Origin of the sequence: Microbulbifer litoralis (assembly GCF_023634065.1) — a bacterium.
Classification (GTDB): Bacteria; Pseudomonadota; Gammaproteobacteria; order Pseudomonadales; family Cellvibrionaceae; genus Microbulbifer; species Microbulbifer litoralis.
Map to the genome: position 1 here is coordinate 218973 of NZ_JALKCV010000004.1, position 25187 is coordinate 244159.

Sequence of the window (25187 nt, forward strand, 5' to 3'; positions counted from 1 at the left end):
TAGACGAGATATTGCCATGAGTAAACATCAGCCACTCGCCCACTGGGATGACATCCTGCTGCTGGACCGCCAACTGACCGACGAAGAGCGCATGGTGCGCGACAGCGCGTACGAGTACTGCCAGAGCAAACTGATGCCGCGGGTCCTCGAAGCGAACCGCAACGAGATTTTCGACCGCGAGATCATGAACGAGATGGGCGAACTGGGCCTGCTGGGTTCCACCATTCACGGCTACGGTTGCGCCGGCCTCAACTACGTCTCCTACGGCCTGGTGGCCCGCGAGGTGGAACGCGTGGATTCCGGTTACCGCTCGGCGATGAGCGTGCAGTCCAGCCTGGTGATGTACCCCATCTCCGCCTACGGCAGCGAAGCCCAGAAAGAGAAGTACCTGCCCAAGCTGGCCACCGGAGAGTGGATCGGCTGCTTCGGCCTGACCGAGCCGGACGCCGGCTCCGATCCGGGCGGCATGAAGACCCGCGCCAGGAAAGTGGATGGCGGCTACCGCCTGACCGGATCCAAGATGTGGATCACCAACAGCCCCATCGCCGATGTATTCGTGGTCTGGGCCAAGGACGACGAGGATGTGATCCGCGGCTTCGTGCTGGACAAGGGCATGGAGGGCCTCTCGGCACCGAAGATCGAGGGCAAGTTCTCCCTGCGCGCCTCCATCACCGGCGAGATCGTCATGGACAACGTCTTCGTTCCGGAAGAGAACAAATTCCCCCACGTCGGCGGCCTGCGCGGCCCCTTCGGCTGCCTGAACCGCGCCCGCTATGGCATCTCCTGGGGCGCCATCGGCGCAGCGGAATTCTGCTGGCACGCCGCGCGCCAGTACGGCCTGGACCGCAAGCAGTTCGACAAGCCGCTGGCACAGACGCAGCTGTTCCAGAAAAAACTCGCCGACATGCAGACCGAAATCACCCTGGGCCTGCAGGCCTCCCTGCGCGTCGGCCGCCTGATGGACGAGAACGGGGACTTCGACCCGACCATGATCTCGCTGGTCAAACGCAACAACTGCGGCAAGTCCCTGGACATCGCCCGCGTGGCCCGCGACATGCACGGCGGTAACGGCATCGCCGACGAGTTCCACGTGATCCGCCACGTGATGAACCTGGAAGCGGTGAACACCTACGAGGGTACCCACGATGTGCACGCGCTGATCCTGGGTCGCGCGCAGACCGGGCTGCAGGCATTCTTCTGAGCTCGGGACCCGGGGCGGCGCCGCGCCGCCCCGGGGTCGATGGTGCGCACAGCGCACCCTACTCTTGCTCTTGAAACCGGACCCCGCCTCCGCCAATGGAACAACTACTGTACTGGTGCGACCTGTTCGGCATAGTCGTGTTCGCCTTTACCGGCGTACTCGCCGCGGGCCACAAACAGATGGACCTGTTCGGTGCAGTGGTCCTCGCCTGCGTCACCGCCACCGGCGGCGGCACCACCCGCGATATCATTCTCGATGTGCCGGTCTTCTGGCTGCAGGACAGCCACTACCTTTGGATCGCCACCGCGACCGGCGTGGTCAGCTTTTACCTGATCCGCTACCTGCAGGTGCCCATGCGCCTGCTGATGATTGCCGATGCCCTGGGCCTGTCGGTGTTCGTGGTCATCGGCACGCAGAAGGTGCTGGCGCTGGGACACTCGCCGGCCATCGCCATCGTCATGGGGGTGATGACCGGTACCTTCGGCGGCCTGATCCGCGACCTGCTGGCCGGCGACATCCCACTGCTGCTGCGCCGCGAGATCTATGCCACCGCCGCGCTCAGCGGCGCCGCGGTGCTGGTCCTGCTGGATGCCAGCGGGAAGGTGCCGGGCAGCCTGGTGGTCGCTACTGGTATACTGGTCACCCTGGCGATCCGGCTGGCGGCCCTGCGCTGGAATCTGTCGGCCCCGATCGCCCGCTTTGGGCCCTCAAACAGGTAGTAACGCCGTGTCAGTCTCCCTCCTCCGCAACGCTTTTCTGCTCGCCCTCGCCTGCTTCGCTCTCAGCGCCTGTGACCGCGGCACCTCGCAGCAGCAGGTGGAAAACCCCACCCGCCTGATTCCCAAGCCCTGCTGGTTCGAGACCGATCGCAACTGGCCGTTGACCCAGTGCTACATGATGGAAGTGCCGGAGAACTACGCAAAGCCCGCCGGGCGCAAGGTGCAGTTCCCGGTGGTGCGCTTCCGCGCGATCGAGCCAGACGGCGCCAAGCAGCCGCTGTTGCACCTGGGGGCCGGCGGCCCCGGCGCCAGCATGGGCCTGGAACCGGAGAACGCCAGCGACTGGCTGTGGCTGAACTACGCCGCCATGACCGTCGACGACGGCCGCGACCTGATCCTGATGGATCCCCGCGGCACCGGCATGTCCGAGCCGCGCCTGACCTGCAGCGAGTTTATCGAGGACGCCGACACCGCATTCCGGCGCAACCTGATGCCGGACGAGGAGAACCGCGTGTTCACCTACAGCATGGAACGCTGCTACAGCCGGCTGAGCAAAGAGGCGGACCTGGCCCAGTACAACAGCGCCGTGATCGCGCGCGACGTGGACGCCCTGCGCCGGCAACTGGAAGTGGAGAAATTCAATCTCTACGGCGTCTCCTACGCCTCCCGCTATGCACTGACCGTTGCCCGGGACTACCCCGAAGCCGTGCGCGCACTGGTGCTGAACAGCGCCGTCTTCCCGGACATCATCTACACCCAGCAACTGGCCCAGGACTCCCTCGATGCCTACCAGCGCGGCCTGCAGTACTGCCTCGACGACAAGCTCTGCCACAGCCGCTACCCGGACCTGAAACGGCGCCTGGAAAACCTGGTGCAGACACTGGACGAGGAACCGGTCACGGTACCGGTCGAGCACCTTTACTCCGAGGAGGAATACCCTTTCGTGCTGAACGGCCAGCGACTGCTTCGGGTACTGTTCCAGGCGCTCTACAACGAGAATTTCTACAGCGAACTGCCGGAAGTCATCGAGGGGCTGGAAGAAGGCAATGTGGAGCCGGTCAAAAAACCCGTCGCCGGTTTCATGAACATCCTGCTGGACCCCTACTTCGGCGATGCCGCCGGCATCAGCCATTTCTGCTATGAGGAGGCGCCGTTTGTCGATTTCGACAAGGCCCGGGCCAGCGCCGCCGACAGCGGTGTGCTCGGCGGCCCGGTGCGCACGGATCTCAGCCTGATGCAGGTACAGTGCCGCATCTGGGCCATTCCCAGCGCGCCGCTGCTGGAATCCCGGCCCATACAGCCCGCCAGCCCGGTCATGGTATTGCACGGCGGACTCGATCCGGTACTGGCGGCCGAGGATGCGGACGAGGCCAGGCGCAAACTACCCAACCACCAGTGGCTGCTGTTCCCGAAACTGGCCCACGATGTCATTTCCGCGAGCAACTGCGCCGAACAGGCGGCGGGACGCTTTCTCGACGACCCCGAGCAGCAACAGCGGGAGTCCGCCATGCGGTGCCGCCGCGAGGAACTGGCGGCGCAGCGGCAACCGGAGGGAGACGAGCAGCCGGCGCCGGAGGCCAGCACCGCCGGCGATACGGAACCGCCATCGTCGAGCTAGTCCGAAGTAATACAGCGGCTGGACAAACCGCGACTTTCCGCTTAATTTCTTCAGCATAACGATAAAAAACGACACGACCATGCGCGAAGATTCCGTTATCGAAGTCCGGCAGTTGGCGGATCTGCTATCACAGCCCGGCCAGCAGCCACTGCTGCTGGACTGCCGCTACGACCTCACCGCCCCCGACGCGGGCGAGCGCGCGTTCGCCGCGGCCCACATTCCCGGCGCCCGCTACGCGAGCCTGCACCGGGACCTGTCCGGTCCGCTGCAGCGCTACGGCGGCCGCCATCCCCTGCCCCCGGCAGACGAGTTCCAGCGTTTCGCCCGCGCGGCGGGTATCGGCCGCGACAACCCCGTGATCCTGTACGACGACAGCCGCATCGCCTTCGCCGCCCGCGCCTGGTGGCTGTTGCGCCATTTCGGTCACCGGCGTGTAGCAATCCTGAACGGCGGTTTTTCCGCCTGGCGCGATGCCGGCCTGCCGCTGGAAAGTGGCGCCGCACGGCCGCGGGCAGAGGGCAACTTCACCGCTGACCCCGACACCAGCTCGCTGGTGCAACACGGGGAAATCTACCGGCAACTGGACAACCCGCCGTGGCAACTGATCGATGCCCGCGACCCGCAACGTTTTGCCGGTGTGGAGGAACCCCTGGACCCGATCGCCGGGCATATCCCCACGGCCCTCAACAAGCCGTGGCAGGGCGTCACAAGGGAAGACGGCACCATCAAGGGCCGCAGTGAGTTACTGGAACACTGGCGGGATATACCGGCGGACGAGCAGCTGTTGAATTACTGCGGCTCGGGCGTGACAGCCTGCGTCAATCTCTTCTCCCTGCACCTGATCGGCCGCGGCGATGCCCTGCTCTACCCGGGCAGCTGGAGCGACTGGTGTGCGCATATGCTGTTTCCAGCGACCGGCGAGCCGCACGCTATCGGCAGTACATAGATACTCAGGTTTCGGAGTCCGGGATTGCAAATCGACAGGCGCAGCCGGATGGAGCGCAGCGGAATCCGGGAACAGGGAGCGGCCCTCTGGATCACAATCCCGGATTCTGGCGCTGCGCGCCTTCATCCGGGCTACACCGGCCAGTCACTGTGAGCCCCGAAACTTGAGATAGATAGAGAGCAACGGGCAATCATTGCCTATCGAATCAGGCAGGCTCCGGTCCCCGCCAGGCCACAATATCCCTGCGGATTCTTGGCCAGGTACTGCTGGTGATCCTCCTCGGCATAGTAGAAGGTGGGTGCCGGGGCTATTTCGGTGGTGATGCTACCGAGTCCCTGCCCTTCCAGTGCCTGCTGGAATTCCGCCTCGGTTTCCCGTGCGAGCTCCAGCTGTCCGTCGCCGTAACAGAAGATGCACGAGCGGTACTGGGTACCCAGGTCGTTGCCCTGGCGCATGCCCTGGGTCGGGTCGTGCTCCTCCCAGAAACGCCGCAGCAGCTCGCGGTAGGAGACCTTCTGCGGATCGAACACCACCAGCACCACTTCGGCGTGGCCGGTGCCGCCGCTGCAGACTTCGCGATAGTGGGGATTGGGAGTCACGCCGCCGGCGTAGCCGGCCGCAGTACTGTAGACGCCGTCGATTTCCCAGAAGAGCCGCTCGGCGCCCCAGAAGCACCCCATACCAAAAACGGCCTTTTCCATTCCAGCTGGAAACGGTTCCACCATGGTGTGGCCGGAGACATAGTGCTTGCCGCTGATCGGCATGGCTTCGTCGCGGCCGGGCAGCGCATCGGCTGCGCTGGGAATCTTCGACTTGTCGTACTGCATCTTGTTACCTCTTGCATAAGGAGCGCGTAAGTAAGAAGCATCACTGCTCGGCAATCATCAGGCAGCCGCTCGCTTTCATCGGCCGCCGGATCTCCCGCTCCTCGTAAGTCGCGCCCAGTTTGTCCTCGGCGCGTTCGGCCAGGCTCCGGAACGGCGGGCGCCCGGGATCTGCCAGCACCACCCGTTGCACGCCGGCCTGCAGGGCCCGGCGAGTGAGATTGTACAGCGGATTCTCCAGTTTATCCCAGAAGCAGATGTCGGTGCCGATCACCGCGTCGAAACCCGCCAGGTCCGCCCTGCTCACTTTCTCATAGCGGCAGCGCCAGGTATCGACGGACACCCTGTTGAGCCCGGCGTGGTAGTGCACAAACGGGAAGACACTGGGGTCCGCATCCAGGCCCGTCACCCTGGCGCCGAACCTCTTCGCACAGAAGATGCCGCCGAGCCCCCAGCCGCAACCGATATCGAGCACCCGCGCGCCTTTCTCCAGCGGTGTGCGCTGCAGGTAATCCATCATCAGGCAGGAGCTTTTCCAGAATTTGTTGCCGTGCAGTGCCGGCTCGCCCGCCTCGCGGCGCAGCTTGCGTATATCGGGGTGGGCGTTTTTTCTCACGGTCAAACCAAAGAGGCGCCGACTCAGATCATTGGAAGCCATTGCTAGCGACAATCTCCTTCTGGGGGTAGTGAAATCATCCGGAAAAAGGCAGTGAATGCCAAATCCCTGCCAGTTTATCGACAAATCCCCAAAGCTTCAGCCCGCTCGACTACATTTCATGGCGTCTCCTTGGATTTTTTGCATACCACAGGGAATTGTGTGAGCGCTAAATGTATAAGTATCTGCGTCGCGGCCTTGCGGCCCTGACTCTCGCTGTCACCGGCACAGCCCATTCCGTCCCCATCTACCAGTCCAACGAAGCCACCCTGTATATGTCCGGCTACTTCACCCTCCACCAGGTGAACAGCAGGGGCAATACGGCCCTGCAGGATGGCGCCTCGCGGATACGGTTCGGCCTGAATGTGCCGGCCTACGACGCCTGGGATGTGGGATTCAATCTCGAGTGGGGTATCACCACCGTCGGCGCCGGCCAGGACCTGGTTATCCAGGGCGACCAGCAGGCCTCCGCCGGCGATGTGGGGATGTCGCTGTTCCTGCGCCAGGGCCACGGCTTTGCCAACCATGAAAAATGGGGCGATATCGCCGTGGGCAAGCAGTGGGGGGTCTACTATGACGTCAGCCAGATTACCGACTGGTACAACGTATCGGGCGGGCTCGCCAGCGCCACCTACACCCTGGGCACCGACGGTGGCATCACCGGTACGGGTCGCGCCAACCGCGCCAGCACCTGGCGCAACCAGTGGGAGATAGGCCCGGGGGATTTTCAGGTGGGCCTGCAGTATATGGCGCACACCGCGGACCTGGATATCCAGGTGGAGGATGTCGCCGGCGAAGACACCCTGCTGGTCTGTCCGCCCGGGGACTGCGAGTACGGGCTGGGCCATGCCATTTCGCTGACTTACCACGCGGATATCGGCGACGGGCTTTTTATCGGCGCCGCCTACAACCGCATCAAGCTCGATATCCAGAGCGACCGCGGCGAAGTCTACGACATCACCGATCCGAGCGACCCGATCCTGATCCGCAACGACCGCCTGATCGCCGCCAGCAGCAACTCCTGGGCCACGGTCCTCGGTCTCTATTATGGCAAGGGCGCATTCGAGCAGGGCTTTTACGGCGCGCTGGTCTTCCAGCGTTCGCAGAACAGCGAACTGGCACCGGAAGGTGTGGTGATGGGCACTACCAATTTCTTCGACGCCAAGGGGTCCGAATCCTTCCTCAGCTACACCTGGGGGCGCGAGAACTGCTACTCCGTGTACGGAGGCTACAACATCCTCAAATCCGACGATGTGGGCTTCGAGCGGCGCCTGGTGGTCGGCGAGGAGTTTCGACTGGCCGAGTATTACCTCGGTGTACAGTATCGCTGGAACGAGCGCATTCGCCTCTACTGGGAAAACGGCTACGACGACAGCAACGAGGTGGCCGAATCCGTGATGGACAGCTTTATGGCCGTCGGTTTTCGCATCGACATCTGATACGCTGTCGGTCGGCAACTGACAGAGGCACAACTCCGTGGCCCGCATTATCCTGCTGATTGCGGTCGGTATTTTCGCTTACCTGGCGTGGCAGAAATTCCAGGCCAGCCCCCCGCGCCAGCGGCGCAAGTTGCTGCTGCAATGGACACTGGTCGCCGTGGCACTGGTGGCGGTGCTGCTGGCCATTTCCGGCCGCCTGCACTGGGTCGGCGCGGCCGTTGCCGTAGCGCTGCCCATACTCGGCAGGGCCCTCGGCTGGCTGGGCCGCCACCTGCCGTGGCTGGCACCGCTGATCGCCGGGCGGGCACAGGCCCGGCGCGAGCGGCAATCGACGGACTCCGCCGGCGCCGACAGATCCCCTACCCTGACCACCGAGGAGGCGCGCCGGCTGCTCGATGTCGGCGCCAATGCCAGCCGCGAGGAAATCGTCAACGCCCACCGCCGGCTGATCCAGAAACTGCACCCGGATCGCGGCGGCAACGACTACCTGGCCTCGCGAATCAATGCCGCCAAAGCGCTATTGTTGCGGGACCTGTAACCCACATTACCCCTCATCGGATTGATAGAACCGCGACATCTCCCGCAGTACCTCGCGCATCACATCGCCGGGAATCCGGGCTTTGCTGGCCGGTTGTAACGTGGTTGTATCGAGCAGCTCTACCGTGCCCGATGCGTGTTTGACCAGGTGGAATTCCGGCATCAACAGCGCGTAATCCATATAGCTGTGGGACATATTCCAGCCCAGGCGCCCCTCGTTGAACAGCCCGAAATCGGAGGAAAACTGTTTCGGCGGCGTCGCCTCGCAGCCGAGGCCATTGCGCACCAGGGCCGGCGCCACGTCGAAATGCTGGGTGCGATGTGAGTAGGTCCGCGGCTCCATCCCCGGCCAGTGGATCACCAGCGGCACCCGCAGCTGGTAGTCGCCGAAATTGCTGCCATGCCCCCAGTAGTTCATACCGTGCTCGTTGAACTCCTCGCCGTGGTCCGAAGTAAACACGACGATGGTATCGTCCATCAACTCACGCTGTCGCAGATCGTCCAGCACCCTGCGAATCTGGTCGTCTACATAATGGCCCGCTGTGCGGTAGGCGTTCATGAACGGCTCCGGGTCGAACTCGTTGTCGAGAGCAAAGCGGTTCACATTCCAGTAGGGCTCGAACTTCGGGTAGTCCTCCGGCACTTCAAACGAATGGGTCGTATCGTAGAACAGGAAACCGAAAAAGGGATCCGCATCGCCCCGCGCCTGCCGCCCGGCAGTGAAATCGAGCCAGTCCCGCGTGATGCGCGCATCGCGCTGCCAGGGTTTTTCACCGGGCGTCTCCAGCCGCAGATTCTCGATGGAGGAGAAGACATTGCGCTCGAACGCGGGGCTGACCAGTGTGGCCGACGCCAGCACCCGCGTGTCGTAACCGAGCGATTGCATCCGTTCGATCAGCACCGGCGGCTGCTGGGCGGCGGTAAAGGCATCCCAGTAACTGGCGGGTATACCGTAGAAGAGTGTGAACAGGCCCGGCTTGGTGGCGTTGCCGTTACTGAAATGGCGCTCGAACACCTGCGAGCTGGCCTTGAGCGCGGAAACCGCCGGCATGGTGCGCTCGGTCAACAGATCCCAGCGCACCGAGTCCGCGACAATGATCAGCAGGTTCTTCGGCTCCGCCGGTGCCGAACAGCGCATCGGCGCAGCCGGGTAATCGAGCCGGCCGCCGCGCGCGCTGACCAGCTTTTCCGCACTCTGGTTCTCCCGCACCGCCTGCGGATCCACCAGCCCCCGCGCTTGCATGAAACGCTTGGCAGTCGCGGCGTAATACAGCGGGATATGCCGGGTCACCGAGGTGATGCGGGAGTCGTAGTTGGCGTCGGCCCAGGCGTGCCAGCCGTGGGCTCCCAACTGGCTCGCGACCAGGATCGCGAACCCTGCGCCCAGCCAGCGCCCCCGCGGTCGCGTCCGGTTCAGCAGCGCCGCCAGCCCCAGCTCCGCCAGCAGTATTGCCAGCACCACGGCGACGGCAACGACTTTGGTCGCCGCCGACAGGGTAAAGGCCTGGCCACCCGCCCCCAGCGCCAGCTCCAGTACAAAACCGGACAGATGAAAACGGTACAGGGAGTACACCACGGTATCCACGGCCAGGATGCCGATACCCACCACCGCGGCGGCGACGGCCAGGGCCCGGGTAAGGCGCACTGGCAGCAACAGCGCCACCGGCAACAGCGGCAGGCCGAACAACCAGGCAATCAGGGCGAACTGCCCCGGATACAGGACAGCAACATAGGCAGCGGTGGTGACATCGGTGATATCGATCCACTGCACATAGCGCAGGCCCACCAGCATGGCAAACAGGCCGTTGGCAAAAGTGAACCAGGCAACCCAGCTGACTGCGTCGCGTTTTCCTGCAAGGGGGTTACTGCTGCCCATATGAATTGCCAGCTCCTGGATTCCCGGCATCCCTGCCCTATTCCATGTGCCCGAATCTGCCCGGGACGTGGGCGCGCAAGCCGGTTCGAGCACTACCGGAGACAGGGCGCACTAAATTGGGGCGCACTAAGTTGTGGGCGCATACTAATGGAGGGATGACGTGGAGTCGAACGTGACTGTCGTGCCATTCATGCGAACCGTCGCACATAAAAAGCGGGCACAGGGAGGGGCGAAAAACCGGCGCCGGGGACTCAGCGCCGGCACAGCAGATGGATATAGCGCGCCAGCTGCCGGTAGGGATCGACGCGCGAATAGGCCAGCTCCTTCTCGACCACGGCGGTGGCCGGCAGGCCCTCGCGGATCGGCGTCTCCATAAAATCGCTGAAGCAGCGGATACCGCTGTGGGCGACGACGGAAAGCCCAGCCTGGGCCAGCCAGTCCCCGACCCACTCGCGCAACAGCGGGTTCTGCGGTGTCAGGCTGCCGGGATGGCCGCCCCAGTGGCCGGAGTCAATGTTGCGGTCCAGTTGGCGGAAACTGCCCCGCTGCAACAGGCGGTATTCCAGCCCGCGCCGGTTGTAGAACGTCAGGGACAGGTAGCCGCCGGGCCGCAACAGGTCCCGCAGATACCCGACCGCAGTCCTCGGCTCCGCCAGCCACTCGAGCACCGCGTGGCACAACACCAGGTCCGCGCCGCCGACTTCCGGTAGCGCCGGCAGCTCCTGCAACGGGCGCTGCAGCAACGTGACCCGATCCTGTAGCTGCCGCTCGGCCACCAGTTCGCCCGCCTGGGCCAGCATTTCCGTCGAGATATCGGCGAGGAAGACCCGGTGTCCGGCGGCGGCCAGGTCCAGCGCGAATTGTCCCTGGCCGCCGCCGGCATCCACCACCTTGAGTGCGCGGCTCCCCTCCGCCAGCACCGGCGCCAGGTCGCGGTTCAATACCGCCAGGCGGATATCCCCTTTCAGGCCACCGTAGATGCGCTTGCGGAAACGGTGCGCCAGGTCGTCGAAATTGCGATCACCCATCGCCGCGTTCCGCCAGTTCGCAGCGGCGGCGGTTCTCGGCGACCTTGTCGGTCAGTGCCGCATCCAGGTCGACGCCGAGGGTGTCGGCCAGCTTCACCAGGTACATCTGCACATCCGCCAGTTCCGCTGCCACTTCGGGCGCCCTGTCGCCCGCCATCAGTTGCGCTATTTCCGCGTCATCCCGCCATTGCAAATGGCGGTTGAGCTCGGCCACCTCCACCGACAGCGCCATCGCCAGGTTCTTCGGCGTGTGCAGCGGCGCCCAGCCGCGGCGGCGGGCGATTTCGTCAAAGGCGGCGAGCAGGGCCTGGCGCTCCATTCTATTTTTCCCGTTTCTGGTCCAGCGAGCGCCCCTCGGCCGCCAGGATCGACTGCAGCGTGCGGGAGCGGAACTCGCGCAGGTAGAGGACCCAGACCACCAGCGCGTAGCTGACAATAAATACCAGCGGATGAATAAACCACCCCATGACCGCCATGGCGAAGTAGTAGGAACGCAGGCCGTAGTTGTAACTGTGCCCAGCCTGGTCGATGACCTTGGCGGTACTGATGGCAAAGCGGCGCTGCATTTCCACGGTCATGTCTTCCGAATCCGGCGGCGGCGCGGCGCCGAGCAGTACGTTGGCAAAAGAGTACTGGCGCATCGACCAGGTAAAATTGAAAAAGGCGAAAATGAAAATCAGGATCAGCAGCAGGATTTTGAGCTCGTACTGGGCCGCCGACGCCGGTTCCGCCAGTGGCAGGGTGCTGAGCACCTCGATGGCCGCATCGGTGGCGGTCAGCGCCGTAACCAGGCCGGCCAGGATCAGGATACTGGTGGAGGCAAAGAAACCGATCACCCGCTCCAGATTGCCGAGGATGGCCGCGTCGGGCATGCGCATATCCCGTTCCAGCATGCGCAGCATCCATTCCACCCGGTACCACTGCAGCGATGAAGAGAGCGACCAGGTCACCTTGGCTTTGCGCCGCGCAAACACCGTATATCCCGCCCAGGTGAGCAAAAAGCCAGTTACGCTGGCGACATCCAACCAGGTCAACGCCGATCTCCGTGTTCGTCTACATTTATGCCCATTGCAGGGCTATTGAAGTGTTCGACCTCGCGGCGCGAGTGTCAACACTGTTTTTACGCTGCGCGCAGGCGGTAGAATAGCGCCCCACCAGCGGCCGCGTCGCCCACGGCGCACCGGCCCACAACACGCCTACAACGGATGGAGCTGTCTTTTGAACAACGCACACCCCGCCTTCGAACTGGCGACCAGCGCGGAAATCGAATCCCTCGGCGTGCGCGTGGAGGAGTACCGGCACAAAGTCACCGGCGCCCAACACCTGCATATCGCCGCCGACAACCGGGAGAACGTCTTCCTGGTGGCGCTGCGCACCGTGCCCCAGGACTCCACCGGCGTCGCGCATATTCTCGAGCACACGGCGCTCTGCGGCAGCGACAAATACCCGGTGCGCGATCCCTTCTTCATGATGATCCGGCGCTCCCTGAACACCTTCATGAACGCCTTCACCAGCTCCGACTGGACCGCCTATCCGTTCGCCAGCCAGAACCGCAAGGATTTCGACAACCTGCTGGATGTCTACCTGGACGCGGTGTTCTTCGCCAAACTGGACCCGCTGGACTTTGCCCAGGAGGGGCACCGCCTCGAGTTTGCCGAAACCGACAACCCGAACAGCGAGCTGGTCTACAAGGGCGTGGTCTACAACGAAATGAAAGGCGCCATGAGCTCGGTCAGCTCGCAGCTGTGGCAGACCCTGAGCAAATACCTGTTCCCGACCACCACCTACCACCACAACTCCGGCGGTGAACCGGCGGACATTCCCAAGCTGAGCTACGAACAGCTGCAGGCGTTCTACCGCACCCACTACCACCCCAGCAACGCCATCTTCATGACCTTCGGCGATATCCCCGCCGCCGAGCACCAGGCGGTGTTCGAGGAAAAGGCGCTGCACAAATTCGAATCGCTGAACAAGACCATCGCCGTCGGCCGCGAGGACTACTACCTGGCGCCGGTGTCGGTGGAGGAACACTACCCCCTCAGCGGCGAGGAAGACCTGAAGGAAAAGACCCACATCGTACTGGGCTGGCTGCTGGGCGATGTCACCGACCTGGAAGACGTGTTGACCGCCCACCTGCTGGCCGGCGTGCTGCTGGACAACAGCGCCTCGCCGCTGATGAAGTTGCTGGAAACCACCGGCCTGGGCACCTCCCCCTCGCCGCTGATCGGCCTGGACGACTCCCAGCGCGAACTGGTGTTCGTGTGCGGCATCGAGGGCAGCGAGCGCGACCGCGCCGACGAACTGGAAAAACAGATCCTGGCGGTACTGGAAGAAGTGGCGGAGAAAGGCGTGCCCTACGAACAGGTGGCCGCCGCCCTGCACCAACTGGAACTGCACCAGCGCGAGATCACCGGCGACGGCTTCCCCTACGGCCTGCAGCTGATCATGACCGCGCTCACCGGCGCCACCCACCGCGGCGACGCCATCGGCCTGCTGAATATCGACGCCACACTGGAAAAACTGCGCAAGCAGATCGAGGATCCGCGCTTTATCGCCGACAAGACCCGCAGCCTGCTGCTGGAAAACCAGCACCGGGTGCGCCTGGTGCTGAGCCCGGATGACAAGCTGGCCGAGCGCCGCGAGCAGGCGGAAAAAGCGCGCCTGGCGGAGATCCGGGCCGGGCTCGACGACGGCCAGAAGCAGCAGATCATCCAGACCGCCCACGCGCTGCTGGAGCGCCAGCAGCGCGAGGACGACGCCTCGATACTGCCCAAGGTGGGCGTCGAGGACATCCCGCCGGAGCTGCCCAAGGTCGAAGGGGAAGAGACCGAACTGCGCCGGCAGAAACTGACCCGCTATGGCGCCGGCACCAACGGCATCGTCTACCAGCAGATGGTCTGCGCGCTGCCGGAATTCACCGAGGAAGAAAAACAGCTGCTGCCCTATTACTGCCAGGTGCTGAGCGAAGTCGGCCTCGACGACAAAGACTACCTCGAGGTACAGCAGTGGCAGGCGAGCGTCGCCGGGGCCCTGCACAGCTTTACCAGCAGCCGCACCCATATCGACGACCTGCAGCGGATCCAGGGCCATTTCGTCCTGTCCGGCAAGGCGCTGGCCGCCAACCAGCCGGCGCTGACGGAACTGATGCAGGCCACCCTGGAACAGGTGCGCTTCGATGAACTGCCGCGTATCAAGGAGCTGTTACTGCAGACCCTGGCGCGCCGCGAACAGGGCGTGGTCGGCAACGGCCACGCGCTGGCCATGGCCGCCGCCGCGGCCGGCTACAACCGCGCCGCCTTCGAGACGCACGCCAGCGGCGGCCTGCTGGGGCTGCGCCACCTGAAGGCACTGGTGCGCGGTTTCGACAGCGACGCGGGCCTGGAGAAACTCGTCAATCACTTCGAGATTATCCACCGCAAGATCCTCGGCGCCGAGCGCCAGTTCCTGCTGGTGGGCGAAGAGGACCGGCTGCGGGAATTCACCGGCGCCCTGGCGCCGCTGGCCAGCGACGCCATCGGCACCGCGCCCGCCGGCACTGCCCCCTTCGACCCGCACCGGGTCGAACAGCTGTGGATCGCCAACAGCCAGGTCAACTTCTGCGCCAAGGCCTATGCCACCGTGCCCATGACCCACCCGGACGCGGCGCCGCTGTCGGTGCTGGGCGGTTTCCTGCGCAACGGCTTCCTGCACCGCGCCATCCGCGAACAGGGCGGCGCCTACGGCGGCGGCGCCAGCCATGACAGCAATACCGGGGTGTTCCGCTTCTTCTCCTACCGCGACCCGCGCATGGGCGAGACGCTGCAGGATTTCGACGCCTCGCTGGAGTGGCTCGCCGGCGGCGGCCACCGGGAAGAACAGGTGGAGGAAGCCATCCTCGGCGTGGTCGGCGGCCTGGACAAACCCGGCTCCCCCGCCGGCGAGGCCAAGAAGGCCTTCCACTCCAATCTCTACGGCCGCACCCACGCCGTGCGCCAGGAGTTCCGCCGCCGTGTGACCGAAGTGCGCCTGGAAGACCTGCAGCGGGTCGGCGCCGCCTACCTGAAACCGGCAGACGCCAGCACCGCGGTCGTCACCGGCAGCCAGGGCCGCGAGGCGGGGCTGAAACTCGACCTGCAGGAAGAGAAGCTGTAAGGGGTGTATCCATGCGGGATGCCGGATGGGGCGTGCGGAACACCCGCAACCCCATTCCGTATGCCGCAATCCATACCATGAACAAACGCGACAATATCTACGCCAATCCCCTGGGCGACGTGGCCGGCTTCCAGTTCGACCAGTCGGTGGTGGACGTCTTCCCGGATATGATCCAGCGCTCGGTGCCGGGCTACACCACCATCGTGGCGATGATCGGCACCCTGGCCGAGCGCTACGCGCAGGCCGGCAGCCGCTGCTACGACCTGGGCAGCTCCCTGTGCGCCGCCACCCTGTCCATGCGCCACCGGATACCGGCGGCGGACTGCGAAATCGTCGCGGTGGACAACTCCCGCGCGATGATCGACCGCGCGCGCACCGTTCTCGACGCCGACAGCGGCCAGATCCCGGTGCAGCTGGTCTGCGACAACGTGCAGAACGTCGCCATCGAAAACGCCTCGGTGGTGGTGCTGAATTTCACCCTGCAGTTTATCCCCGTACAGGAACGCGCGGAGATACTGCGCAGGATTCACGACGGCCTGCTGCCCGGCGGCGTACTGATCCTGTCGGAAAAAGTGGCCTTCGAGGACCGGGATCACCAGGAACTGATGATCGAACTGCACCACTCCTTCAAGCGCGCCAACGGCTACAGCGAGATGGAAGTGGCACAGAAGCGCGCGGCGATCGAGAATGTGCTGATTCCCGAAACGCTGGCCCAACACCGCGAGCGCATGAAGTCCGTCGGCTTCGGCAGTGTCGATGTCTGGTTCCAGTGCTTCAATTTTGCCTCGATGATCGCGATCAAGGCCGGCCCCGGGACGCAGCCGGCATGATCGACTACACCAACCTCTACGCCGGCCTGCAACATATCCCCGCGTTGCGTCCGTGGTTGCCGCAACTGCCGCAACAGGTGGCGGCCGGCCTGAGCCCGCACCGCTGGGGCGACCTGCCCGACTGGCGCGCGGCGCTGGAGTCGCTGCCGGATATCGCGCCGTCCGGTGTCGAGCTGACGGAAACAGTGCGCGCCGGCGTCGCCGCCGATGCATCGGGCGAACAGCTGGTGGAACTGGAAACACAGCTGCGCCAACTGCATCCGTGGCGCAAGGGTCCCTGGGAAATTTTCGACCTGTTCATCGATACCGAGTGGCGTTCGGACTGGAAGTGGGAGCGCCTGCTGCCGCACATCGAACCGCTGCACAGGCGGCTGTTGCTCGATGTCGGCTGCGGCAACGGCTATCACTGCTGGCGACAGTTCGGCGCCGGTGCCCGGCGCGTGATCGGCATCGACCCGTCGGCCAAGTTCGTCGCCCAGTTCTACGCGCTGAAAAAATACCTGGGGACCGAACAACCGGTGGACATACTGCCGCTGGGTATCGAGGATATTCCGGCCAACCTGCAGGCCTTCGACACCACCTTTTCCATGGGTGTGCTCTACCACCGCCGCTCGCCCATGGACCACCTGCGCGAACTGCGCGGCACCCTGCGCCCGGGGGGCGAGCTGGTACTGGAAACCCTGGTGATCGACGGCGGCCCCGGCGACTGCCTGGTGCCCGAGGGGCGCTATGCCAAGATGCGCAACGTCTGGTTCCTGCCGAGCTGCGCCACACTGGAGAGCTGGCTGCGCAAGTGCGGTTTCCGCAACCCCCGTACCGTCGATGTCGACACCACCAACCTCGGCGAACAGCGCCGCACCGAGTGGATGCGCTTCGAGTCCCTGGCCGACTTCCTGGACCCGGAGTCACCGGACAAAACCCTCGAGGGTCACCCCGCGCCCAAAAGGGCCGTTCTGGTCGCAAAAGCGCCATGAGGATCGGGACTCGGAATGAGTCTGCGATATTTCTGCCTATTTTCCTGCTTTCGTGGAATTCTGTAGGCACAAAGACTGTAAACACAGAGTTTTCTATCCTTTCACTATCTCTACCTTGATCGCCGGCGAACTGATGGCAAAGTGCGCCCCAAGGTAGTGCAAAACTCGAGTCCCGAGTCCCGAGTCCCGAGTCCCGAGTCCCGAGTCCCGAGTCCCGAGTCCCGAGTCCCGAGTCCCGAGTCCCGAACATTATGAGCATCAGTGTATTCGAGCTTTTCAAAATCGGCGTCGGTCCGTCCAGCTCCCACACCGTGGGCCCGATGGTTGCCGCGCGGCAGTTCGTGCAGGACCTGCAGACCCGGAAGCAGCTGCAACAGACCGACCGGGTCGAGGTGCACCTGTACGGATCCCTGGCCCTGACCGGGATCGGCCACGGTACCGACATGGCGGTACTGATGGGATTGCTGGGCGAGGCGCCGGACACCATCGACGTGGACACCATCGACGACAAGCTGGCGCAGATCGAACGGGATCGCGCCCTGCGGCTGAACGAAGATCACAGAGTCGGTTTCATCCGCGAGCGCGACCTGCTGTTCCACAACGACGAATTCCTGCCACAGCACGCCAACGGCATGACCTGCAAGGCCTGGTGCGGCGACGAACTGCTGTTCGAGTGCAGCTACTTTTCCATCGGCGGCGGCTTTGTGCTGTCGGAGGAAGACTTCGCCCACAAGGACCAGATCGCCACCCTGCTGCCCTACGATTTCAGTTCCGCCAGGCAGCTGATGGAACTGTGCGAAAAACACGACTGGAGCATTGCCGAACTGGCGATGGTCAACGAAAAGGCCTTCCGCAGCGAAACCGAAATCCGCGACCAGCTCTGGCATATCTGGGAAGTGATGGACGCCTCCATCAAACGCGGCTGCGAGCAGACCGGCGTCCTGCCCGGCGGGCTCAATGTGCGCCGACGCGCGGCGGAACTCTTTCGCGAGCTGAGCAAACAGAGCGAAGAGGAACGCAACCACGGGCTTTCCATCCTCGACTGGGTCAGCCTGTTCGCACTGGCCGTCAACGAGGAGAACGCGGCCCGCGGCCGTATCGTCACCTCCCCCACCAACGGTGCCGCCGGTGTGATCCCGGCGGTCATCGCCTATTACGTGCAGTTCGTGCACGACCCGAAGGCGCACGGCGAGCTGAAGGACCAGGTGGTGAAATTCCTGCTGACCGCCGGCGCCATCGGCATGCTGTTCAAGAAAAACGCCTCCATCTCCGCGGCGGAGGTCGGCTGCCAGGGCGAGATCGGCGTGGCCTGCTCCATGGCCTCCGCCGGCCTCGCCGCCGTCCAGGGCGGCAGCAACCAGCAGATAGAAAACGCCGCGGAAATCGGTATGGAACACAATCTGGGCCTGACCTGCGATCCCATAGGGGGCCTGGTGCAGGTACCCTGTATCGAGCGCAACACCATGGGCGCGGTCAAGGCCATCAACGCCGCCCGCCTGGCCCTGCGCGGCGACGGCGCCCATATCGTGCCGCTGGACAGCGTCATCGAAACCATGCGCCAGACCGGGGTCGACATGCAGAGCAAGTACAAGGAAACCTCACAGGGCGGGCTGGCGGTGAACGCGGTCAATTGCTAGTGGGCTGCTTGTAAAGCTCCTTTGTCACCTGACTTTGCGAGCGGCCCACTAGTGTGGCTATCGGCCAATCCCGTGTTTTGTATAGATATCAAACCGTCCCGATTTGCCCTCCAGGCTGAGGGACGGCTTTCGGCCGGCGAGGTGGGGAGCCGCTTTCGGGCGCTTGACCACGGTGCGGTAGTAGCAGGCGCTGAAGGCCGGCTCCAGTAGTGCATCGGCATCCCCGTCGCTGCCCACCAACAGGTGGAAGGCGGCCATCTCCTTTTTGACCCTGGCACTCTTGCCGCGCTCGGGGAACATCGGGTCCAGGTAGACCACCGGTTGCGATTCCGGCGGCTGCCTCGAGAGCCACTCCGATGCCGGCAGGCCACTCTCCTCCAGGCGCAGGCGCGCCGCTATCGCGGCCAGTTCCGCATCGGCTTGCGCCGCCTGGTGCAGGCGTCGCAGGCCGTCTTCCAGCAGCGCGCGCACCACCGGGTTGCGCTCCAGCATCAACACTTCACAGCCGAGGGATGCCAGGACGAAGGCGTCGCGCCCCAGCCCGGCGGTGGCATCGGTAATCCGCGGATAAAAGCCGCTGCGAAGCCCGGCCGCCCGGGCGATCTGCTGACCCTTTCCACCGCCGAACATGCGCCGGTGCGCGGAGGCGCCGCCGACGAAATCCACCGATACCGGCCCCGGCGCCTTGCGTCCGGTTGCGCTGAGCTGCAGTCGCTCACCCCATTCCAGAACCTGGCCGGGGGCATCGATACTTTCGGGGGAAACACAATCGAGGCAGGGAATATCGAGCCGGTCGGCCAGGGCGCGCGCCTCCGCCAACCACTCCTCACTGCGGGCGACGACCGCCAAGGTATCCTTCACATCCGATCCATCTATCCGCTAAAACCAGCGCCGGATGCTAACCCGCTTCACACAGCCAATCCAGCGCCCGGCTTCTGTCCGCACACATAAATGGCCGCACTTCGGCGCCGACAAAGTGGTCCACCAGGCGCGGCATGAATCCCAGCAGTGTCTGGTCCGAGACGACGGCGACCTTGTGGATTCGGGTGTGGTGATCGCGAATAAAACGGAAGTGGGAGATCAGCGCGGTGAAATCCTCCCAGCCCGGGAAGTCCGCCGCCTCGATCAGCACGCCGGCAAGGTGGCCGCGCCCGGCGATAACCGGGTCGACCTGGCCCGCAAGCGCCAGAAAATCCTCTTTCTGCAGCGGGCCCCTGGGGCACACCTGCAGAACCCGGTGTTCGCAAAACCAGTTGTGCTCGATCATGGTGTTGGCAACGGCGGCAGTCGCGGTGCTCCAGCCGCGGCTGCCAGACGGCCGTATTCAGCCCTGCGGCTCTTCGCCGGTACTGTCGGAATCCTTATCCTTGTTCCGCAGCTCGTCGAGCTTCCTGTCCATGCTCTCTACGGCATCCTCCGCGGCATCCTTGGTTTTCTCGCCGGCATCTTCCAGTGCCCGGCCGGCCTTGTCGGCCGCACCTTCGACGGCCTCGCCGACATCGTCCGCGGTATCCCGCGCGGCATCCCCGACATCGTCGGCGGCGTCCTCGGCCCGGTTCATCATATCGCCGGAGGTATCGTCGCCGGGCGGCGTGCTGCCGGGCTCCTCGGGCATATCGCGGTCCGGTGTCGTGTCCATGCCATCCGGCGGTGGTTCAGTGCCGTCGGGTGTTGTATCCATATCCCGCTCCGGCTGCATTTCCGTGTCGGGCTTGTCGAGCGAGTCATAGGCGTCTTTGGCCTCGTGATCGCCGCCGCGCGACATGAAGTACCCGATAATCAGCAGCAAAATTATCAGTGGAAGCAGTAGCTTTTTCATAAACCCACCTTTGACCCCTAGCTGTTGCGTAATTGGTGACTGCACTGGAAAACCACTCGCCCGGATTGCACCGTGGCGAAGCGGGCCCCATCGGCGGCACTGTGTCCACCCCAGTCGGCTGGCGCCCGGCTCCCGGCACGCTGTTAGGCTGTGCGGAAGAAGTTGACGCCAATATTGATAAGAATAACTCGCCAGAGGGGTTCTTCAAGGAACATTGTTCCTCGACTTAAGGCTGGATTGCTGTAAGGGGAGGTGATGTTAAAACCGGGGGTTTTATCGGCAATGCGTGTAACCGCTACCCCGGCTTCGCATATTCCTTCAATTGTGCCAGCAGGGCGCCGGCCTCGGCTTCGGGCACGGCGGCCTCGCAATTGCGCAGCTGCAGCCGGCCATAGCTGTCGGGGCTGGCGAAAATCAGGTAAGTGCCGCCCTTCTCCAGCTTCCGGTCACAGGCATCGAGCCCCAGCCGGAAAGCAATCAGGCGGTTGGCCTGCCCCTTCCATACCTGGCGGGAGACGGCGGAGTAGACATAGCCGAGCACAGCCGTCATCCCCGGCTCGGAGAGGGCGTTATCGACATCGCGGTGGATGCCCGCAATCTGGACCTGGGCGACCAGTTCCGCCTCGGTGAAACGCTGCCGCAGCTCTCCATCCACAGCCTTGCCCGACTGCTGGTTTTCCCCCAGCGCGGACTGTGTCGAGAGGAAACCCAGGCCAACGGCAAACACCAGGCCGAAAATGGAACGGCATCCCGGGATACTGAAACTGTTATCTGCCACGCTGAGCCTCCACCTGCTCCCTGTGTCCGGCATCCGCAGGGCTGGCTGCGAATCCTGCTCACCAATAAAAAAGGGCACCGAAGTGCCCTTCATCTCATATTATTTGAGCGGTAGCAACTCCAATTCCACCCGGCGGTTTGCCTGGCGGCCCGCGTTGGTGTCGTTGCCCGCCAGCGGGTAGCGCTCGCCGTAACCCACCGCCTGCACGCGACCGCTGGCAACACCGCGGCCAGTGAAGAAGCTGGCGACAGAGTTGGCGCGGCGCTCACTCAGGGTCTGGTTGTAGACGTCGGAACCGGTGCTGTCGGTGTGACCACTGACGCGAATCGCCGTCTGGTCGAACTCTTTCAGGACGATGATCACGGAATCCAGGGTATCGTAGAAGTCGGTGCGGATATCGGAGCGATCGGTGGCAAAGGTGATGTTGCCGGGCATGATCAGGCGAATATTGTCGCCCTCGCGCTGGACACGCACGCCAGTACCTTCCAGGCGCTGGCGCAGGGCCATTTCCTGGCGGTCCATATAGTAGCCGATACCGCCGCCGATGGCCGCACCGCCCACGGCGCCGGTAATGGCACCCTTCTTGCGATCGCTCTTGCTGGAGGTCGCCGCACCGATGATCGCCCCGGCGATGGCCCCGGCCCCGGCGCCCTTGGCCGCATTACTGGTTTTACTCTCCCCTGTGTAGGGATCCAGGGTGGTACAACCTACCAGTGAGCCCAGTGCGAGAATTGCTACCCATTTTTTCATTAAGCTTCTCCTAACGCTTTAATCGATGAAAGGGTGTCGGGGCGGTGAACCCGCCTTTTACGGATTGAAAGTATCGCCGCGTACAGCTGACTGACAGCTGAACCGGTCGCTGTTTTTCGGTATCGAAGACTAGGGATAAATACCAATCAGGTCCAGTGCACTGGTTCACACTCCCCGCCTTATGGACGGGTCCGCCGAACCAAAGAGGCGACGGAAGTGAGACGCCCTTCACTGGCGGAGAGTTCCCCCTGGATTACTCCACACTTTCTGTGGATAACTCTGTGCATGACAGGCTTCCACAGAGCGCTAAACGGCACGTTTTCTCGCCTTCAGCATTTTGTACATTTTTTGCCCTGGCTTATTTTTTCTTTATAAAACAATAAGTTGCAAACTCGCTGTACATCCAGGCAGCAGTTATCCAAGCGTTATCCGCTGTAAGCAGCGCTCGGCAAATTTAATGTGGAAAAAAGATTGTCAATACTTGACTGACGAGAAAGGATGAGTTTCTAAGAAAAAATTCTCATTAACAGCGATGCCCGGCCGGACATCGCCGCATTAGTGTACATCCGTACCACGATAGCGCTCCCATATCGGTGGCAGGGAGCGACAACAGGAAGCGGTCAGTAATGTGGCGGCCTTTCCTCCCCCGGCCCCCGCAGCTCGTAGTTCAAATCGCGGTATTTGTCGCCGAGCTCCCTGAGACGCGCAACCAGGGTGCGAATCTGCGCATCCTGGTCGGCGACAACCCGATTGAGCTCCGCCAGGGTGTCCTCCTGGAAAGCCACGCGGCTCTCCAGTTCCTCCACCCTCGCCTCCAGTTCCTGCGCCTGTCGATCCACCGTCATTGCCTCCCCGCTCACAGCAACTTGTACAGCTGTTCGACCAGGTTGACCGAACGGCGATCCATGAACAGGCTCTGCCCCAGCCGCGTGGTGACATAGCCACAGCCGATTTCCCGCTCCGGATCGGCAAAACCCACGCTGCCGCCGGCACCGGGGTGCCCGAAGCCGCGCGGCCCACCAAAGCGCAGGTCTGCGGCCCGGCCACTGCGGATGACACCGCAGCCGAAGCTGATTTCCGCCTGCAGGATGGCGTCCCGGTCGCGGCTCTGTTCGCGGGACATTTCGGCGACCAGCTCCGGGGTCAGGAGCTGTGGCTCTTCCTGTGCCAGGGCGCCGTACACCGTGGCCAGGTCGCGCGCGCTGAAATGGCCATTGGCAGCGGGGATCACCGCGCTGCGCCACTCCTCGCTGTTGGTGCCCATCATCAGGCTGACCGGGTTGGTGAAGGCCATACCCACGGGCCCCTTGCGGTCTTCCTTGATAGCGCGGCCGACGGCATTCTCGCGCAACTCGGGCAGCGGTTGCTTCAACGGGCCGACATCCGCAATGCGGCTGGCCCTGTGCCCCCGGGCGCCGAAACCGCCGTCCAGCACCAGCGGCTCCGCCAGGTCGGCGCGGTAGAGTGCCGGCAGGCTCTTGCCGCTGGCGCGCTCCAGCAAGCCGCCCAGGGACCAACCGTAGAGGAAGGGGGCGTACCCCTGCCGCGAGCCCGGCGGCCACCAGGGCTCGGCGGCGGCAACCCGGTCACAGGCCGCCGGCCAGTCGTAGATCAACGAATCCGGGACCCGCTCGCGGAAGGCGACCAGGCCGGCGCGGTGGCAGAGCAGCTGGCGCGCGGTGACCCTCTCCTTGCCCTGTGCGGCAAACTCGGGCCAGTAGTCGGCCACCGGGCGATCCAGCTCCAGGTTTCCGGCCGCCACCTGCCGCAGCGCCAGCACGGCCAGGATCCCCTTGGAGGAGGAGAACACATTGGCGAGCGTGTCCTCGGTGTAGGGCGTCTGCTCGTCGCGATCGGCACTCCCGGCCCACAGCGACACGATCAGCTCGCCGTGCCGGCGCACCGCAAAAGCGGCGCCGCTGTCGCCGTTGTGGCGGAAGTTGGTGGCGAAAGTGTCGTACAGCGACTCCAGACCAGGAGCGCAATAGCCGTAGATCTCCATGGGGTACCTGTGCAGCAATCAAAACGAGGCGGAAGAGTAGTGACTTCCGGCAGTGGGCGCAAATCCTGCAGTGCTGCCCTTAACTGGCCGCCCTACTCCGCCGCCCGCTCCCCGTGCAGGTCGTGGAGCTCGGCCAGCTTGTAGCCGCAGTGCTTGCAGTATTCGGCATCGGGGTCGTGATCGGCGCGGCTGCAGTTGTCGCAGCGATGCAGGGTGCGTTCGTGTCGCATCTCCGAGGCAAGCTCGGCGGTCACCAGCCCGGTGGGCACAGCGATGATCGAATAACCGATCAATGTGGTCAGCGCGGCTATCGCCTGGCCCAACGGCGTCTGCGGCACGATGTCGCCGTAACCGACGGTGGTGATGGTGACGATCGCCCAGTAGATACTCTTGGGGATACTGGTAAAACCGTGGCGGGGCCCCTCGACCACGAACATCATGGCGCCGAAGATGATGCACAACACCAGCATACCGGCGTAGAACACCAGGATCTTGCGCCGCGCCTGCCACAGCGAGCGCACCAGCAGGTTGGCATCGCGCAGATAACGCACGAGTTTGAGGACACGAAAGATACGCAATACGCGCAGCAGGCGTATCACCAACAGGTAACTGGCGCCGGTGTAGAGCAGTGCCAGGTAGCTGGGCAGTATGGCCAGCAGGTCGACGATACCGTAGAAACTGAAAACATAGGAGCGTCGATCCACCGCGCAGTAGATACGCAGCAGGTATTCAACGGTAAACAACGCCGTAAAAATCCACTCCAGGATGAAAAACAACTCGCCGTAACGGCCGGCCATACTCTCCACCGACACCAGCAATACCAGCCCCACGCTGGCCAGGATGGTCCAGATCAGCGCGACATCGAATGCCTTCCCGGCGGGTGTATCGGTACCGAAGATGACTTCGTTGAGCCATTTGCGGTTTCCTGTCAGTGGCATAAATTCCTCCCAGAAAGCCGAACTATAGCGCCACACCACAGCCTTAGCCACGTCGCTTAACAAATTGCCCCGGCAGGCGTTACCCTCTGCGCATTGTCGAAATCACCGAGACCCGCAGTAATGAAGAAAGAAAACCGCCTCGTCTACTCCACCGATCACGGCCGCATCCCGGAAGAACCCAAAACAGAGAAACGCCGCGAGGGCGATGGCATCGTGCGCATACAGCGTGAGACCAAGGGCCGCAAGGGCAAGGGGGTCACCTGTGTGCGCGGGCTGCCCGGCACCGACGCGGAGCTGAAACTGTTGCTGGCGGAGTTGAAGAAACGCTGCGGATGCGGCGGTGCCCTGAAGGATGGGGTAATCGAGATACAGGGAGACAAGCGCGCGGAGATCAAGGCGCTGCTGGAGGCCAGGGATTTCCAGGTCAAGCTGGCCGGCGGCTAGTGGACCGCTCGCAAAGTTAGGTAACAGTTCGCGAACTTCCC

25 protein-coding genes are annotated in these 25187 nt (G+C 63.7%); 11 read left to right on the plus strand and 14 right to left on the minus strand.

Annotated features, from left to right (window positions below):
- Nucleotides 1-16: 16 nt before the first annotated feature.
- From MWN76_RS08410 to MWN76_RS08425, 4 genes are all read left to right on the plus strand, one after another.
- Nucleotides 17-1201, plus strand: coding sequence for an acyl-CoA dehydrogenase (locus MWN76_RS08410; protein ID WP_250460950.1), 1185 nt, complete (start codon nt 17-19; stop codon nt 1199-1201).
- 95 nt (nt 1202-1296) lie between these two features.
- The gene (locus MWN76_RS08415) at nt 1297-1920 is read left to right on the plus strand and encodes a trimeric intracellular cation channel family protein (protein ID WP_250460951.1); all 624 of its coding nucleotides are present in this window, start codon (nt 1297-1299) and stop codon (nt 1918-1920) included.
- A gap of 7 nt (nt 1921-1927) precedes the next feature.
- Nucleotides 1928-3538, plus strand: coding sequence for an alpha/beta fold hydrolase (locus MWN76_RS08420; protein WP_250460952.1), 1611 nt, complete (start codon nt 1928-1930; stop codon nt 3536-3538).
- 79 nt (nt 3539-3617) lie between these two features.
- On the plus strand, nt 3618-4484 hold the full coding sequence (locus tag MWN76_RS08425; protein WP_250460953.1) for a sulfurtransferase: 867 nt from the start codon (nt 3618-3620) through the stop codon (nt 4482-4484).
- Between the two features lie 197 nt (nt 4485-4681).
- Here the strand turns inward: MWN76_RS08425 and msrA are convergent, their stop codons facing one another.
- Both msrA and MWN76_RS08435 read right to left on the minus strand, forming a co-directional pair.
- Entirely contained in the window at nt 4682-5311 is a 630-nt protein-coding gene (gene msrA / locus MWN76_RS08430) for a peptide-methionine (S)-S-oxide reductase MsrA (protein WP_250460954.1), read from the minus strand.
- 40 nt (nt 5312-5351) lie between these two features.
- Nucleotides 5352-5924 (minus strand): class I SAM-dependent methyltransferase, encoded by a 573-nt coding sequence (locus MWN76_RS08435; protein ID WP_250460955.1) that lies wholly within the window; start codon nt 5922-5924, stop codon nt 5352-5354.
- Nucleotides 5925-6136: 212 nt separating this feature from the next.
- Between MWN76_RS08435 and MWN76_RS08440 the strand changes: the two genes are divergently transcribed.
- Complete coding sequence (locus tag MWN76_RS08440) at nt 6137-7402, plus strand: porin (RefSeq protein WP_250460956.1); 1266 nt, start codon at nt 6137-6139, stop codon at nt 7400-7402.
- 37 nt (nt 7403-7439) lie between these two features.
- Nucleotides 7440-7940: a J domain-containing protein gene (locus tag MWN76_RS08445; RefSeq protein ID WP_250460957.1), complete on the plus strand. Its 501-nt coding sequence runs from the start codon at nt 7440-7442 to the stop codon at nt 7938-7940.
- Between the two features lie 6 nt (nt 7941-7946).
- Here MWN76_RS08445 and MWN76_RS08450 read toward each other — a convergent pair whose 3' ends face one another.
- The 4 genes from MWN76_RS08450 to MWN76_RS08465 all read right to left on the minus strand — a co-directional run bounded on the left by MWN76_RS08450 (nt 7947) and on the right by MWN76_RS08465 (nt 11877).
- Nucleotides 7947-9845 carry a DUF3413 domain-containing protein gene (locus MWN76_RS08450; protein WP_250460958.1) on the minus strand — a complete coding sequence of 633 codons (1899 nt, stop codon included), beginning with the start codon at nt 9843-9845 and terminating at the stop codon, nt 7947-7949.
- Nucleotides 9846-10066: 221 nt separating this feature from the next.
- Nucleotides 10067-10843, minus strand: a complete 777-nt coding sequence (locus MWN76_RS08455) for a methyltransferase domain-containing protein (RefSeq protein ID WP_250460959.1) — start codon at nt 10841-10843, stop codon at nt 10067-10069.
- Complete coding sequence (locus MWN76_RS08460; protein ID WP_250460960.1) at nt 10836-11162, minus strand: nucleotide pyrophosphohydrolase; 327 nt, start codon at nt 11160-11162, stop codon at nt 10836-10838. The genes MWN76_RS08455 and MWN76_RS08460 overlap by 8 nt, the downstream gene beginning before the upstream one ends.
- A gap of 1 nt (nt 11163) precedes the next feature.
- Nucleotides 11164-11877 (minus strand): DUF599 domain-containing protein, encoded by a 714-nt coding sequence (locus MWN76_RS08465; protein WP_250460961.1) that lies wholly within the window; start codon nt 11875-11877, stop codon nt 11164-11166.
- A 184-nt stretch (nt 11878-12061) separates the two neighbouring features.
- Between MWN76_RS08465 and MWN76_RS08470 the strand changes: the two genes are divergently transcribed.
- The 4 genes from MWN76_RS08470 (at nt 12062) to MWN76_RS08485 (ending at nt 18415) form a co-directional block, all read left to right on the plus strand.
- The gene (locus tag MWN76_RS08470; RefSeq protein WP_250460962.1) at nt 12062-14974 is read left to right on the plus strand and encodes an insulinase family protein; all 2913 of its coding nucleotides are present in this window, start codon (nt 12062-12064) and stop codon (nt 14972-14974) included.
- Nucleotides 14975-15051: 77 nt separating this feature from the next.
- Nucleotides 15052-15804, plus strand: coding sequence for a carboxy-S-adenosyl-L-methionine synthase CmoA (gene cmoA / locus MWN76_RS08475; protein ID WP_250460963.1), 753 nt, complete (start codon nt 15052-15054; stop codon nt 15802-15804).
- A complete protein-coding gene (gene cmoB, locus MWN76_RS08480; RefSeq protein WP_250460964.1) occupies nt 15801-16778 on the plus strand; it encodes a tRNA 5-methoxyuridine(34)/uridine 5-oxyacetic acid(34) synthase CmoB in 978 nt (325 codons plus the stop codon). Before cmoA ends, cmoB begins: the two co-directional genes overlap by 4 nt.
- 251 nt (nt 16779-17029) lie before the next feature.
- Complete coding sequence (locus MWN76_RS08485) at nt 17030-18415, plus strand: L-serine ammonia-lyase (protein WP_250460965.1); 1386 nt, start codon at nt 17030-17032, stop codon at nt 18413-18415.
- 57 nt (nt 18416-18472) lie between these two features.
- Here MWN76_RS08485 and MWN76_RS08490 read toward each other — a convergent pair whose 3' ends face one another.
- The 8 genes from MWN76_RS08490 to MWN76_RS08525 all read right to left on the minus strand — a co-directional run bounded on the left by MWN76_RS08490 (nt 18473) and on the right by MWN76_RS08525 (nt 24702).
- Nucleotides 18473-19276: a class I SAM-dependent methyltransferase gene (locus MWN76_RS08490; protein ID WP_250460966.1), complete on the minus strand. Its 804-nt coding sequence runs from the start codon at nt 19274-19276 to the stop codon at nt 18473-18475.
- A 37-nt stretch (nt 19277-19313) separates the two neighbouring features.
- A complete protein-coding gene (locus MWN76_RS08495) occupies nt 19314-19682 on the minus strand; it encodes a SpoIIAA family protein (RefSeq protein ID WP_250460967.1) in 369 nt (122 codons plus the stop codon).
- 57 nt (nt 19683-19739) lie between these two features.
- Nucleotides 19740-20234, minus strand: coding sequence for a hypothetical protein (locus MWN76_RS08500; protein WP_250460968.1), 495 nt, complete (start codon nt 20232-20234; stop codon nt 19740-19742).
- A gap of 295 nt (nt 20235-20529) precedes the next feature.
- Nucleotides 20530-21012: a hypothetical protein gene (locus tag MWN76_RS08505; protein WP_250460969.1), complete on the minus strand. Its 483-nt coding sequence runs from the start codon at nt 21010-21012 to the stop codon at nt 20530-20532.
- Between the two features lie 99 nt (nt 21013-21111).
- Complete coding sequence (locus MWN76_RS08510) at nt 21112-21762, minus strand: YiaD family glycine zipper/OmpA-like lipoprotein (protein ID WP_250460970.1); 651 nt, start codon at nt 21760-21762, stop codon at nt 21112-21114.
- Between the two features lie 620 nt (nt 21763-22382).
- Entirely contained in the window at nt 22383-22607 is a 225-nt protein-coding gene (locus MWN76_RS08515; RefSeq protein ID WP_250460971.1) for a SlyX family protein, read from the minus strand.
- Between the two features lie 11 nt (nt 22608-22618).
- On the minus strand, nt 22619-23764 hold the full coding sequence (locus MWN76_RS08520) for a serine hydrolase domain-containing protein (RefSeq protein WP_250460972.1): 1146 nt from the start codon (nt 23762-23764) through the stop codon (nt 22619-22621).
- Nucleotides 23765-23856: 92 nt separating this feature from the next.
- A complete protein-coding gene (locus tag MWN76_RS08525; RefSeq protein ID WP_250460973.1) occupies nt 23857-24702 on the minus strand; it encodes an ion transporter in 846 nt (281 codons plus the stop codon).
- 120 nt (nt 24703-24822) lie between these two features.
- On the opposite strand from MWN76_RS08525, the gene yciH reads away from it, so the two are divergent.
- Nucleotides 24823-25146: a stress response translation initiation inhibitor YciH gene (gene yciH, locus MWN76_RS08530; RefSeq protein ID WP_250460974.1), complete on the plus strand. Its 324-nt coding sequence runs from the start codon at nt 24823-24825 to the stop codon at nt 25144-25146.
- Nucleotides 25147-25187 lie beyond the last annotated feature (41 nt).